General features: G+C 41.0%; 7 protein-coding genes, 3 rRNA genes and 1 riboswitch. Of the genes, 4 read left to right on the forward strand and 6 right to left on the reverse strand.

The window, feature by feature from the left end; translation table 11 throughout:
* Positions 1-93: 93 nt before the first annotated feature.
* From rrf to V6S17_RS10590, 3 genes are all read right to left on the reverse strand, one after another.
* A 5S ribosomal RNA gene (rrf, locus tag V6S17_RS10580) occupies positions 94-209 on the reverse strand.
* A 257-nt stretch (positions 210-466) separates the two neighbouring features.
* Positions 467-3,395 (reverse strand): 23S ribosomal RNA (locus V6S17_RS10585).
* A gap of 325 nt (positions 3,396-3,720) precedes the next feature.
* Positions 3,721-5,268: ribosomal RNA gene (locus V6S17_RS10590) — 16S ribosomal RNA — on the reverse strand.
* Together the 16S, 23S and 5S rRNA genes form the textbook arrangement of a ribosomal RNA operon.
* Before the next feature lie 552 nt (positions 5,269-5,820).
* Between V6S17_RS10590 and V6S17_RS10595 the strand changes: the two genes are divergently transcribed.
* Positions 5,821-7,089, forward strand: a complete 1,269-nt coding sequence (locus tag V6S17_RS10595; RefSeq protein WP_029091777.1) for a M20/M25/M40 family metallo-hydrolase — start codon at positions 5,821-5,823, stop codon at positions 7,087-7,089.
* 126 nt (positions 7,090-7,215) lie between these two features.
* Here V6S17_RS10595 and trhA read toward each other — a convergent pair whose 3' ends face one another.
* The 3 genes from trhA to V6S17_RS10610 all read right to left on the reverse strand — a co-directional run bounded on the left by trhA (position 7,216) and on the right by V6S17_RS10610 (position 10,242).
* Complete coding sequence (trhA, locus tag V6S17_RS10600; RefSeq protein ID WP_029091776.1) at positions 7,216-7,872, reverse strand: PAQR family membrane homeostasis protein TrhA; 657 nt, start codon at positions 7,870-7,872, stop codon at positions 7,216-7,218.
* Positions 7,873-7,898: 26 nt separating this feature from the next.
* The gene (locus V6S17_RS10605; RefSeq protein WP_036027416.1) at positions 7,899-9,077 is read right to left on the reverse strand and encodes a class I SAM-dependent rRNA methyltransferase; all 1,179 of its coding nucleotides are present in this window, start codon (positions 9,075-9,077) and stop codon (positions 7,899-7,901) included.
* 103 nt (positions 9,078-9,180) lie between these two features.
* Positions 9,181-10,242 carry a PTS transporter subunit IIC gene (locus V6S17_RS10610; protein WP_373453435.1) on the reverse strand — a complete coding sequence of 354 codons (1,062 nt, stop codon included), beginning with the start codon at positions 10,240-10,242 and terminating at the stop codon, positions 9,181-9,183.
* Positions 10,243-10,496: 254 nt separating this feature from the next.
* Positions 10,497-10,606: riboswitch (SAM riboswitch) on the forward strand.
* 129 nt (positions 10,607-10,735) lie between these two features.
* Between V6S17_RS10610 and metE the strand changes: the two genes are divergently transcribed.
* Genes metE through V6S17_RS10625 form a run of 3 tightly spaced genes read left to right on the forward strand, consistent with a single transcriptional unit; the run spans position 10,736 to position 15,287 of the window.
* Positions 10,736-13,021, forward strand: coding sequence for a 5-methyltetrahydropteroyltriglutamate--homocysteine S-methyltransferase (gene metE, locus V6S17_RS10615; protein WP_029091773.1), 2,286 nt, complete (start codon positions 10,736-10,738; stop codon positions 13,019-13,021).
* A gap of 20 nt (positions 13,022-13,041) precedes the next feature.
* On the forward strand, positions 13,042-14,145 hold the full coding sequence (locus tag V6S17_RS10620) for an aminotransferase class I/II-fold pyridoxal phosphate-dependent enzyme (RefSeq protein ID WP_029091772.1): 1,104 nt from the start codon (positions 13,042-13,044) through the stop codon (positions 14,143-14,145).
* Positions 14,142-15,287, forward strand: coding sequence for a trans-sulfuration enzyme family protein (locus V6S17_RS10625; RefSeq protein ID WP_029091771.1), 1,146 nt, complete (start codon positions 14,142-14,144; stop codon positions 15,285-15,287). The genes V6S17_RS10620 and V6S17_RS10625 overlap by 4 nt, the downstream gene beginning before the upstream one ends.
* Positions 15,288-15,299: the final 12 nt, after the last annotated feature.

Here is a 15,299-nt window from a genome sequence, read left to right on the forward strand (position 1 = left end):
CATTCAGTTTTCAAAGGTCAATCGCTGATTGAACAGCTATTTAATCTTACCATGTTTAGCGATCAATGTCAAGCATAAATCACATGATAGATTGCTTGGCAACGTCCTACTCTCACAGGGGGAAACCCCCAACTACCATCGGCGCTAAAGAGCTTAACTACTGTGTTCGGGATGGGAACAGGTGTATCCTCTTTGCTATCGTCACCAAACGTTTTTTTGATGCCATTCTCTTAGTAAGCTGTGTATTTCGTTGTTGTCTTATCGTCTCAATTGTCACATACCATAAGTATGCTCCTCAATCGACTCAAAGCCGTCTAGAAATCCTTCGCTTCATAAGTGAATTCATCTCACTTGCTTGGATAATATGAAATTATCAAGAGAATTTGCACTCTCAAAACTGAATACTTATTGATATAGAAAGAATTTGCGACAACCAATCGTCATTTTCGCTTTTTTAAAAATTAATAAGGTTAAGTCCTCGACCTATTAGTATTCGTCCGCTCCATACATTGCTGTACTTCCACTCCGAACCTATCAACCTGATCGTCTCTCAGGGGTCTTACTCACATAAAGTGATGGGAAATCTCATCTCGAGGGGGGCTTCACGCTTAGATGCTTTCAGCGTTTATCCCTTCCACACATAGCTACCCAGCGATGCTCCTGGCGGAACAACTGGTACACCAGCGGTGTGTCCATCCCGGTCCTCTCGTACTAAGGACAGCTCCTCTCAAATTTCCTGCGCCCGCGACGGATAGGGACCGAACTGTCTCACGACGTTCTGAACCCAGCTCGCGTACCGCTTTAATGGGCGAACAGCCCAACCCTTGGGACCGACTACAGCCCCAGGATGCGATGAGCCGACATCGAGGTGCCAAACCTCCCCGTCGATGTGGACTCTTGGGGGAGATAAGCCTGTTATCCCCGGGGTAGCTTTTATCCGTTGAGCGATGGCCCTTCCATGCGGAACCACCGGATCACTAAGCCCGACTTTCGTCCCTGTTCGACTTGTAGGTCTCACAGTCAAGCTCCCTTGTGCCTTTACACTCTGCGAATGATTTCCAACCATTCTGAGGGAACCTTTGGGCGCCTCCGTTACTCTTTAGGAGGCGACCGCCCCAGTCAAACTGCCCATCTGACACTGTCTCCCACCCCGATAAGGGGTGCGGGTTAGAATGGTCATGTCACAAGGGTAGTATCCCACCAACGCCTCCTCCGAAGCTAGCGCTCCGGAATCTAAGGCTCCTACCTATCCTGTACAAGTGACACAAACATTCAATATCAGATTGCAGTAAAGCTCCACGGGGTCTTTCCGTCCTGTCGCGGGTAACCTGCATCTTCACAGGTACTATAATTTCACCGAGTCTCTTGTTGAGACAGTGCCCAAATCGTTACACCTTTCGTGCGGGTCGGAACTTACCCGACAAGGAATTTCGCTACCTTAGGACCGTTATAGTTACGGCCGCCGTTTACTGGGGCTTCAATTCGCACCTTCGCTTGCGCTAAGCACTCCTCTTAACCTTCCAGCACCGGGCAGGTGTCAGCCCATATACGTCATCTTACGATTTTGCATAGACCTGTGTTTTTGGTAAACAGTCGCTTGGGCCTATTCACTGCGGCTCTCTCAGGCTTTCACCTTAATAGAGCACCCCTTCTCCCGAAGTTACGGGGTCATTTTGCCGAGTTCCTTAACAAGAGTTCTCTCGCTCACCTTAGGATTCTCTCCTCATCTACCTGTGTCGGATTGCGGTACGGGCAGTCATTAACTAACTAGAGGCTTTTCTTGGCAGTGTGGAATCAGAACCTACGGCACTAGGTGCCACCACATCACAACTCAGCTTACACGGAAAGCGGATTTGCCTACTTCCCTGCCTAATTGCTTGTACATGCATATCCATCAGCATGCGTTCGTATCCTCCTGCGTCCCCCCATCGCTCAAACATTAATGACTGGTACAGAAATATCAATCTGTTGTCCATCGCCTACGCCTATCGGCCTCAGCTTAGGTCCCGACTAACCCTGGGCGGACGAGCCTTCCCCAGGAAACCTTAGATATTCGGTGGACGGGATTCTCACCCGTCTTTCGCTACTCATACCGGCATTCTCACTTCTAAGCACTCCACCAGTCCTCTCGGTCTGACTTCACTGTCCTTAGAACGCTCTCCTACCACGGACATCTTAGATGTCCATCCACAGTTTCGGTAATACGTTTAGCCCCGGTACATTTTCGGCGCGGTGTCACTCGACTAGTGAGCTATTACGCACTCTTTAAATGGTGGCTGCTTCTGAGCCAACATCCTAGTTGTCTAAGCAATACTACATCCTTTTCCACTTAACGTATATTTAGGGACCTTAACTGGTGGTCTGGGCTGTTTCCCTCTCGACAATGGATCTTATCACTCACTGTCTGACTCCCGAGTATAAGTCGATGGCATTCGGAGTTTATCTGAATTCAGTAACCCTAGATGGGCCCCTAGTTCAAACAGTGCTCTACCTCCATGACTCTCAACCTCGAGGCTAGCCCTAAAGCTATTTCGGAGAGAACCAGCTATCTCCAGGTTCGATTGGAATTTCTCCGCTACCCACACCTCATCCCCGCAATTTTCAACTTACGTGGGTTCGGACCTCCAGTAAGTTTTACCTTACCTTCATCCTGGACATGGGTAGATCACCTGGTTTCGGGTCTACGCCTACTAACTAATTCGCCCTATTCAGACTCGCTTTCGCTGCGGCTCCGTCTTATCAACTTAACCTTGCTAGTAAACGTAACTCGCCGGTTCATTCTACAAAAGGCACGCTATCACCCATTAACGGGCTTTAACTACTTGTAGGCACACGGTTTCAGGAACTATTTCACTCCCCTTCCGGGGTTCTTTTCACCTTTCCCTCACGGTACTGGTACACTATCGGTCACTAGGGAGTATTTAGCCTTACGGGATGGTCCCCGTGGATTCCGACGGGATTTCTCGTGTCCCGCCGTACTCAGGATCCACTCTGGAGAGAAACGCTTTTCGTTTACGGGACTGTTACCCTCTTTGGTTAACCTTTCCAGGTTACTCAACTAAACGTTTCTTTTGTAACTCCGTGTAGAGTGTCCTACAACCCCAAAGAGCAAGCTCTTTGGTTTGGGCTGTTTCCGTTTCGCTCGCCGCTACTTAGGAAATCGATTTTTCTTTCTCTTCCTGCAGGTAATAAGATGTTTCAGTTCCCTGCGTCTGCCGTCAACAACCTATGTATTCAGTTGAAGACACTATGCGATCAAGCATAGTAGGTTTCCCCATTCGGAAATCTCTGGATCAAAGCTTACGTACAGCTCCCCAAAGCATATCGGTGTTAGTCCCGTCCTTCATCGGCTCCTAGTGCCAAGGCATTCACCGTGCGCCCTTTCTAACTTAACCTTCAGGTTTACAATGTCTTTCGATGTAAGATGACTCCTACACTTCAATGGTTGTATTCCTTTACCTTGCCTCCGAAGAGGCAAAGTTCGACATGATGAACACATGTCTGGTTGATCGTGCGATACGATCTGATGATTATAAATCACCTAAAATGAGTCTCGGTTGTTACTTGGTCTTTCTATTTAATATCAATTAGTATTCAGTTTTCAAAGAACAAATTTTTATAGAGAAGATTGACTTCTCAAAACTAAATGAACGCTAGACATAACATATAACAATTAATTTGTAACATTATCACATCCGAAGATGTGTTCCTATTCCTTAGAAAGGAGGTGATCCAGCCGCACCTTCCGATACGGCTACCTTGTTACGACTTCACCCCAATTATCTATCCCACCTTAGACGGCTAGCTCCCGAAGGTTACCAAACCGGCTTTGGGTGTTACAAACTCTCGTGGTGTGACGGGCGGTGTGTACAAGGCCCGGGAACGTATTCACCGTAGCATGCTGATCTACGATTACTAGCGATTCCGGCTTCATGCAGGCGAGTTGCAGCCTGCAATCCGAACTGAGAATAATTTTATGGGATTGGCTCCACCTCGCGGCTTCGCGACCCTTTGTATTATCCATTGTAGCACGTGTGTAGCCCAGGTCATAAGGGGCATGATGATTTGACGTCATCCCCACCTTCCTCCGGCTTACACCGGCAGTCACTTTAGAGTGCCCAACTAAATGCTGGCAACTAAAATCAAGGGTTGCGCTCGTTGCGGGACTTAACCCAACATCTCACGACACGAGCTGACGACAACCATGCACCACCTGTCACTTTGTCCCCGAAGGGAAAGTTCTGTCTCCAGAATGGTCAAAGGATGTCAAGACCTGGTAAGGTTCTTCGCGTTGCTTCGAATTAAACCACATGCTCCACCGCTTGTGCGGGCCCCCGTCAATTCCTTTGAGTTTCAACCTTGCGGTCGTACTCCCCAGGCGGAGTGCTTAATGCGTTAACTGCAGCACTAAGGGGCGGAAACCCCCTAACACTTAGCACTCATCGTTTACGGCGTGGACTACCAGGGTATCTAATCCTGTTTGCTCCCCACGCTTTCGCGCCTCAGCGTCAGTAACAGACCAGAGAGCCGCCTTCGCCACTGGTGTTCCTCCAAATATCTACGCATTTCACCGCTACACTTGGAATTCCACTCTCCTCTTCTGTCCTCAAGTCTCCCAGTTTCCAATGACCCTCCCCGGTTGAGCCGGGGGCTTTCACATCAGACTTAAGAGACCGCCTGCGCGCGCTTTACGCCCAATAATTCCGGACAACGCTTGCCACCTACGTATTACCGCGGCTGCTGGCACGTAGTTAGCCGTGGCTTTCTGGTTAGATACCGTCAAGGGGTGAACAGTTACTCTCACCCATGTTCTTCTCTAACAACAGAGCTTTACGACCCGAAGGCCTTCTTCGCTCACGCGGCGTTGCTCGGTCAGACTTTCGTCCATTGCCGAAGATTCCCTACTGCTGCCTCCCGTAGGAGTTTGGGCCGTGTCTCAGTCCCAATGTGGCCGATCACCCTCTCAGGTCGGCTATGGATCGTCGCCTTGGTAAGCCATTACCTTACCAACTAGCTAATCCAGCGCGGGTCCATCTCACAGTGACAGCCGAAACCGTCTTTCACTTGAACATCTTATGATGTTCAGCACATTCGGTATTAGCATCGATTTCTCGATGTTATCCCCAGCTGTGAGGCAGGTTACCCACGTGTTACTCACCCGTCCGCCACTAACTTCAAAAGAGCAAGCTCTTTATCCGTTCGTTCGACTTGCATGTATTAGGCACGCCGCCAGCGTTCGTCCTGAGCCAGGATCAAACTCTCGTTAAAAAGTGATAGTGTTTAAACCATCAAATGATCCTTAACTAGTTCGCTAGCTAAAAATTTGTTACTTGTTTGCGTTACGAAATTAATTGGTTAAACTCCGAAGAGTTTAAGCATATAATATGTCTTTTCGTTCATTCAGTTTTCAAAGGTCAATCGCTGTCAAACTCTCGCTGACAACTACTTTAGTATAGCACAGCTATTTTATTTCGTCAACAACTTTTTGAAAGTTATTTAAGAAGTTTTTATATCTGTTAGCTATCAATTAATGCTCTATCAACAACAGTTGTATTTGCTTTCTCTTGTTGAGAACTTTATAAATATACTACGTTTACTGATACATGTCAACGACTAAAAACATTTCATTTACATGGCCTATTAATTATAAAATCACTTATTTAGTATTTTGCGAACAAAACAATCTATCATCAAGTTTCCCGCTTGGTTTTATCGCTTAATAACAGACGATATACTCATTTATGAATACATTATATGCTTTTAGCAAAAAAAATAAATTACTGTATAATATAGAAGTATAAAAGGAAATGGGGTCATACAATGGAAAATGAAGCGAAAACATCGGATTTTCAACAAAACATCCAAAAAATATTATCTGATGACAGAGTGAAAGAAGCCTTACATCAGATTTTTTTAGAAAGCGAACAAACAATTGCAACACAGATAAAATTAGCCGAAACTGCTAGCCCGCCTTTTAATGAAGAAAAACGTCGTGAATTATTCATTAAACTCTTAAATGACAGTGGATTAGAAGATTTAACAATCGACAACGAAGGGAACACTTATGCTTATTTTAATAAAACAGATAACGCAGATACCCCTACACTGTTTTTAAGTGCGCACTTGGATAGTGTTTTTGATAACGAAACTGATGTCACTGTTACTTTCAAAGACGGCATGTATTATGGCCCTGGCATTTATGATGATGCTAGAGGCTTAGCTGTAGTAATAGCATTAACAAAAACACTTACACAATTTGATATCAAATTGGAGAGTTCTCTTATAATTGGTGCAACAGTCGGTGAAGAAGGTCCTGGTGATTTACGAGGTGCTAAACATTTCTTTAAAAAACACGACTCTATTGACGCCTTTATTTCTATTGATATCGATGTGCCTAACGAAATTATCTATCAAGCAACCGGCAGTTTACGCTACATTTATACTTTTAATGGCATGGGGGGGCATAGCTACAGCGACTTCGGTAAACCTAGCGCTGTTCATGCTGCAGCTAGAGCTGTAACATACATTGCCGACATGGTAACCCCATCAGACCCGAAAACAACATTCAATGTTGGTGTAATTAATGGTGGTACAATACCTACAGCCATTGCAGAAAAAGCAATGATATACGTAGATATGCGCTCAACAGACCCTAATGAATTAAAAAAGAGAGAACTTAACATTAATGCATGCGTCCAAACTGCGATTGATGATGAAAACAATAGATGGGCAGTATCTTCAAAAAATGATGCAGCTATTACTTTTTCTGCTGAACTAAAAGGTGACCGACCTGCAGGGAAACAATCAATTTCTTCTGAGCCAGTCATAGTCGCTGAGGAAGTTGCGAGAGCCTTAGGTCTTGACCCCTTACTATCTGAACCTGCAAGCACTGATATAAATGTTCCCCTAAGCTTAGGTATACCCGCTATTGCGATTGGTGGTGGTGGAAAAGCTTATAATCAGCATTCTCTTACTGAACATTTCGATCCGACCGATTCACATCTTGGTACACAACGTGCCTTTATAACTGTTCTAGCATTATTAGGAGTTACCGGTTTAACTCAACCACTATTAAAAAAGAGACTATAAACGTTCAAACAAAAAAGTAGCAAACCTTTAATGAGGCGCTACTTTTTATTTTTATATAAAAAATGACCTCCAGAAGTTAGCTGTTACTGCTAACTTTCTGTGGTCAGTTCAATAGATTCTTTTCAGTTACACGTATAACAATACGCTAAAGTATATAAAACCCGTTCCTGCTAATACAAATAAATGCCAAATTGCATGACCAAATTTTATTTTTGGAAAACTGTAAATCACAGCTCCTACCGTAAAAGCTAGCCCGCCAATAATTAGCAATATAATACCGTCGCCTGTTATTGCTTCGTAGAGTGGTTTCATCGCAAAAACAATACCCCAACCCATTATGATATATATAACTGTCGAAAGTATACGAAATTTTTCTAAGAAGAAAATTTTATATACTATACCTAAAATAGCCATTCCCCAGATAACTCCAAATAATGACCACCCTAATGCACCACCTAGACTTATTAACGCATATGGCGTATAAGATCCGGCAATCAAGAGGTAAATAGCAGCATGATCTAAAATATTAAAGAAATACCTCACTTTAGAAGGTGGTAGGCTATGCAACATTGTTGAACAAAAGTACAAAACCATTAGTGAAACACCATAGATTGTAAAACTTACAACATGCATGGCTCCACCTTTAGAAACAGCAATTAATATTAAAAACACTAATGCTGGAATACTCAATAAGAAACCTATACCATGTGTAATAGCATTTGCAATTTCTTCTGCCAGATTGTAAGATGATACTTTTTTTGCTGTTTGTGTCGTTGTCGTCATAGTCAACCCACCCTCTTTCTATTCCTCTAAGATAATACTTTAAGAATAACTACTTTTAAATAAGCACTTTCTGGATAACCTTTAATAGAAGCAAAATCCACTGGTTGCTCAAAAGTTGTTTCTACATGATACTTACGACCCTGTTTGGCAAACGAATTTTTGATTGTTTTGTTGAAATCAGACATCGTAATTCCACTGTGATTAGTTGAAGCAACAACATACCCATTAACTGCTGTAATATTGATTGCCTGTTCTAGCAAAGTACCATAATCTTTAGTTGCACTAAACGTTACTTTTTTTGTTTTTGCGAAACTTGGCGGATCTAAAATAACCAAATCAAATTCCAGTTCTTTACGAGTTGCGTATTTAAAGTAGTGGAAAACATCTTCAACCATGATTGTGTGATCCTGAGGGTTAAGATTATTAACTTCAAATTGTTCAGCTGTTTTAGCACGACTTCTGTTAGCAACATCAACACTTGTTGTATGTATAGCACCACCCATTGCAGCTGCAACAGAGAAAGCACCAGTATATGAGAACGTATTAAGAACACGCTTGCCAGCAGATAATTCTTCCATAATATAACGTCGTACATCACGTTGGTCAAGGAAAATACCCGTCATAGCACCATCATTTAAATACGTCGCAAAGTTAATATTGCTCTCTTTTATAATTAGTGGTTCAGGAGCTATCTCACCTTTGACAAAATTATCATCATCAACGAATTGACCATTTTCACCAAAACGTCGTTTAGCGTAGATACCTTTATATGAAATAACTTTTTCAAACGCAGAATAAATTGTATCTGAATGTAGAAAGAGTCCTTCACTATACCAACTAAATAAAGCAAAGCCATCGTACCAATCAATTGTTAAACCACCAATGCCATCACTAATACCATTAAAGACACGGAAAGCTGTCGTTTCTTCAGATTTGAATAACATTTCTCTTTTATCTACTGCTGCTCTAACTTTGCCTAAAATAAAAGCATAATCGAATACTTGGTTCTGTTTATTAGATATAACCCAACCGATACCTTTATTTTGCTTACCTACAAGCGCAGTTGCGACATAATGTTTTTTTTCATCCATTAATTCTACAACAGCACCTTCTTCTTTAGGTACTTTGTTATAGAACATTTCTTTCGTTAACAATGGTGTTCCACTGTTAATATTACTCACTGCCCATTTCTTAATTTCATACATTAACGCATTCCGTCCTTTTTTTTATTGACTTATAGCTATCATACCCTAAATACACATAGAACACTAGCAAGTTAACAAAAATGAAAAGGACTAAACACCTTTATTACATGACCTCCATCTTAAGATCTTTACGGTTAACCCACTTCAATTTCAACATCACTTGATGAACAATAAATGTAATAATAGCTGGAAGTACAATCCCCATTAATAGATAGACAAAGAAATCATTATTACCTTGTTTCCCCCAAATAGCTATTGGAGCAATCAATGAGTTTAAACCCAGACCCGCTAACTCATAGCTCGTCTTAAAATGAAAGACGGTTGTCGCTATAGGTGCACAAATAATAGAGGCCAAAAATGGACCAGCTACTAGTTGTGGATGTTTGATAAGATTTGGAAATTGTACTTTTGGAGTAATTAATCCTTGTGCAAGATTACCACCTAAATCATTTTGTCGGAAAGACATTACCGTAAATCCAACAAATTGTGCTGTACAACCTATCAATGCAGCAGCTGATGATACTGGGTCTAATTGTAATGCAATTGCCAGTGCTGCTGAAGATGCTGGCGTCATTAACAAAATACTCCAGACTAACGCTATAACACTTGAACCAAATAGTGGAGACACAGTAATTGATTGTGCCATAAAACCACTTAAATCGACTAAAAGTGGTGTAGTTACTGCTGCTAGACCTAATCCGGCTACGCCCCCCACAACAACTGCAACAAAAGGAATAAATACCATATCTAAAATCGTTTTACCTGTTAACCATAAACCCACTAACGTTGCAATTATCCCTGCTAAAACTGCTGATATTGGTTGCCCTGAGACGAAGACCAAACCTACTCCACCTGTTGCAGCATTGGCACCTTCCACAAAATGTACGGCAGCACCACCTACTGTTGCTGCAATCATTGAACTAAATACCACTAATGTATTTCCCTTAAGTTGATAAGCGATTGCCACACCAAATGCTGGTGCTAATAGTGACTTAGCGATTGTTCCGATACCAATAAAAGCTGGCCAATTAAGAAAACCACCTATCGTTTCAATTAATAAACCAATTCCTAACATTACTAAAACAGCGTTAGCTACTCCCGCCGATACACGATAAACATAATCGATAAAACGCATATTTTCTTCTTTCATTGTTTCTGTTTTCATAAAAAAACACTCTCCCTTTAAATGAATTATCTGACAATTCCGATAATATGCTTTTTAGTATACTCCTATTTGCATTAGTAATATAGACCTTTTTACAATTGGAAACACTTACATTGATATCACTTTTTTATGATTGCCTTATTACTAATCTATTTTTAATATTGGTAACATTTAGAATATTCTAAATTATTGTTGACTTCTGAAAATAACAAGTGTAATATCAGTATCAATAACATTCACAAATTCATATACAACTCTTATTACGAGTGGTTGAGGGACTGGCCCTATGACACCCGGCAACCTTTCATTTCGATGAAAAGGTGCTAAATCCTGCAAGGAATCTTTTTTCCTTGAAAAATGAGAGAAATCGAGCACATCATTTATTGCAGCTACGATTCGCCTCTCTATAGTTTTTTATAGAGAGGCTTTTCTTTTGGGACGGGGTTTGTTAATTGAAGTGAGGTTATCATTATAAATTGGAGAGGAATTGATCATTATGACAGTCAAAAGTTCAAGTTTAGGATACCCACGTTTAGGAGAAAAAAGAGAATGGAAGCGCGCGTTAGAAAGCTATTGGAATGATGGTTCATCGAAAGAAGAGTTACTTGCAACAACTAAAGAATTGCGTTTAGCAAGTTTACAAAAACAGGCGGATGCAGGTATTGATAAAATTCCATCGGGAGATTTTTCACTATATGATCATGTTTTAGATACTTCAGTGACATTGGGAATTGTTCCTGAACGTTTCAAATATACAGATGGTGAAGTTCCATTAGAAACTTACTTTGCAATTGCCCGTGGTAACAAAGATGCCGTTGCTTCTGAAATGACTAAATGGTTCAATACAAATTATCATTACATCGTACCTGAATTAGACAATGCAAGACCTCAATTAACTTTTAATCGCCCCTTATTTTATTATAACGAAGCAAAAAATGAGTTAGGTTTAGAAACTAAACCCGTTATACTTGGCCCCATTTCATACTTAAAACTTGCAAAAGGTTATGAAGAAGATCAATTTGAAACACTGCTTACTGCTCTTATTCCTGTCTATGTACAGATTTTCGCTGAATTAGAAGCTGCTGGTGTTCAAACAGTTCAATTAGACGAGCCTTATTTAGTGCTTCTTACAGATAAAAAAGAATTGAACTATTACAAAAAATCTATCGCTGCTTTCAAAGAGGCTGCCCCATCAATTCAATTGATTTTACAAACATATTTCGAACGCTTAGATCATTACGAAGCGATATTAGAATTACCAGCAGACGGTTTTGGGATTGATTTTGTGGCAGATCACGGTGATAACTTACGTTCACTTTTACAATTTGGTTTCCCAAAAGATAAGATATTAGCTGCTGGAATTATTGATGGACGTAATGTATGGCGTTCTAATCTTAAAGATAAATTAGCCTTACTGACTTTAATTCAAGCAAACGTTCCTGCTGAACGACTTATTATTCAACCTTCATCATCACTATTACATGTACCAATTACAGTCGCACATGAAACCACCTTCGAAAAAACATTAGTAAACGGCTTAGCTTTTGCTGATGAAAAATTACATGAAATTGTTCTATTAACAAAGGCTGTTCGTGATGGTGTATCATCTATTCAAACAGAATTGGATGATAGTTTTGAAAAATACACAGCGTTACAAAAAGCTGACTTTAGAAATAATCAAACGGTTGAAGCTGAATTAACTAGCATCCAAGGTGAAGAAGTTAATCGTGCGCTTCCTTACGCTGAAAGAATTTTATTACAACATGAAGCACTTAATTTGCCACTATTACCTACAACTTCAATTGGTAGTTTCCCGCAATCAGCTGTTGTCCGTCAAAAACGTGCGGCTTGGAAAAAAGGTAATCTCACAGAAGCTGACTACCGTTCATTCATTAAAGAAGAAACTGAACGTTGGATTGATATTCAAGAAGGTCTTGATTTAGATGTTTTAGTTCATGGTGAATTTGAACGTACTGACATGGTTGAATACTTTGGTCAACAATTAAGCGGCTTCCAAGCAAGTACATTTGGTTGGGTACAATCATATGGTTCTCGCGCAGTGCGTCCACCACTCATCTTTGGTGACATTGCCTTCGAAAAAGAAATGACTGTTGAAGAAACCGTTTATGCACAATCCCTAACTGAGAAACCAGTCAAAGGAATGTTAACAGCTCCTATCACAATTTTAAACTGGTCTTTTGTTCGTGATGACATCACGGTAGATAAAGTTGCCAACCAAATTGGTTTAGCATTACGTAAAGAAGTACTCGCATTAGAAAAAGCTGGTATTGGTATCATCCAAATCGATGAGCCTGCTTTAAGAGAAGGGTTACCTTTGAAAGAAGAACGATGGAAAAAGTATTTAGATGCTTCTGTTTATGCTTTTAAATTAACTACTGCTGGTGTTAAAAACGAAACACAGATTCATACACATATGTGTTACGCCGAATTTGACGACATCATTGATACTATCTCAGCCCTAGATGCAGATGTTATTTCAATTGAAACATCACGAAGTCATGGTGATATCATCGAAGCATTTGAAGTCCACACTTATGACAAAGAAATCGGGTTAGGTGTTTATGATATTCATAGCCCTCGGGTTCCTACTGCGGAAGAAATCAAACAAAATATCTCTCGTGCATTGCAAGTGTTTCCACCTGAACAATTCTGGATTAACCCTGACTGTGGTCTTAAAACACGTCATGAATCTGAAACAATCGATGCGTTAAAAACAATGGTCGATGTTACAAAAGAAATTAGAAAAGCCTATAACTAATACTCACGGAGGCGATATCAATGGGACATCACATCGACACTTTTTTAGCTCAGATTGGTAATAGAAATGACGAAAAAACAGGTGCAATTACAACACCGATTTACTTATCTTCAACATATGCCCATCCTGCATTAGGAGAATCAACGGGCTTTGATTATACAAGGACTGCGAACCCCACACGTTCTGTCGTTGAGGAAGCTTTAGCTAAACTGGAGGGCGGCTCATTTGCCGTCGCTACTAGTTCTGGCATGGCAGCTATTCAACTCGTTATGTCATTGTTTAAAACAGGCGATCATATCATCACTTCACATCACTCTTATGGTGGTAGTTTACGCTATTTTGATTTATTAACAGCTCAACAAGGTATAACCTTTAGCTTTTGGGATGATTTGAACAGTGATATATCTGCATTGATTACTCCTGAAACGAAAGCAATTTGGATTGAAACACCCACCAACCCTTTAATGTTGGAATTAGACATCGCTGCGATTGCTAAAATTGCGCATAAACACGATATATTAGTTTGTGTCGATAACACATTTTATACACCACTATTACAACAACCGCTTCAACTTGGGGCAGATATCGTTGTTCATAGTGCAACTAAATATTTATCCGGGCATAACGATGTCCTAGCAGGGGCTGTCATTTGTAATGACGATGCCTTAGCGAAAACACTAGGCGCTAACCTCAATACAACAGGTGCTACACTGGCACCTTTTGATTGTTTTTTACTCATCCGTGGACTCAAAACATTAGCTTTAAGAATGGCAAAACATCAAGAAAATGCTCAGGCTTTATTCAACTATCTAAGTACTCACCCTAGCATCGAACAAGTCTACTATCCTGGCCAAGGGGGCATGCTTAGTTTTTCAATTAAAGATGCCTCAAAAGTTGGGCCATTGCTTTCATCCTTAACTGTTTTTAGTTTTGCAGAAAGTCTTGGGAGTGTGGAAAGTCTTATTACCTATCCATTAACGCAAACACATGTGGATATGTCTGCTGAAGATTTAGCAATTTGTGGGATTGATGAACATCTTTTACGCTTATCTGTGGGTATCGAGGATAGCGCTGACTTAATTGCTGATTTAAAGCAAGCACTTGAAAGTGAGGAATTGTTATGACAGATTCAATCCAAACACAATTAATTCAAGCAACAACACAAATTGATCCAACTACAGGTGCTATCGTCGCTCCGGTTCACCATACAAGTACCTATCATCAAACAAGTGTTTCTGAATTTGGCAAATTTGATTACAGCCGTTCTGGTAACCCTACACGCGAATTATTAGAGACTGCAATCGCTGAACTTGAACACGGCACTCGTGGCTTTGCTTTTTCATCAGGTATGGCGGCTATTTCAGCAGCTTTATTAACGCTATCTCATGGTGACCATCTTGTCATTGCTCAAGATGTTTATGGTGGAACGTTCCGTTTTGTAACACAACATTTACCACGTTACGGGATCACTGCTACTTTTGTTGATCCTCAAGACTTGGATGCTGTTGTTGCCGCTTTTACACCACATACAAAAGTTCTCTATCTCGAAACGCCTTCAAATCCAACACTTTCAGTGACTGATATCTCTGCAGCAGCAGAATTAGCGCATCAACATAAAGTGAAGGTTTTTGTTGATAATACTTTTATGACACCCTATTTACAACAACCCTTATTATTGGGCGCTGATTTAGTTGTACATAGCGCAACTAAGTTTTTAGGCGGGCATAGCGATTTATTAGCTGGATTAGTTGTTACTAATGAAGCAAAACTTGGCGAACAAGTTTATAATGTCCAAAATTCATTTGGTGCAGTGTTAAGTCCTGCCGATTCTTGGCTCTTATTAAGAGGTATCAAAACACTGGGTGCACGTCTTGATGTTGAAACCGCTTCTGCTGAAAAAATAGCAAATTATCTCATCTCTCATAAAAAAGTAACTCATGTGTATTATCCGGGCCTAGCAACACACCCGCTCTCTCACATTCATTTAACGCAATCGAAAAATGGCGGTGCAATCGTCTCATTTGATATTGGCGGAGAGGAACAAGTGAAGATACTCCATCGCCACTTGCGACTCCCTGTATTTTCAGTCAGCCTGGGTGGTGTGGAAAGCATTCTCTCTTATCCAAGAACGATGTCACATGCAGCGATGTCCACTACAGATTGTGAAGAACGCGGTATTACTGACGGCTTATTACGTCTATCAGTCGGCCTCGAAAACGTTGAAGACTTAATTGCTGATCTAGATAATGCCTTATCCTATCTTTAAGGAGCTTAAACC

The sequence above is a fragment of the Brochothrix thermosphacta DSM 20171 = FSL F6-1036 genome (genome assembly GCF_036884295.1).
Taxonomy (GTDB): domain Bacteria; phylum Bacillota; class Bacilli; order Lactobacillales; family Listeriaceae; genus Brochothrix; species Brochothrix thermosphacta.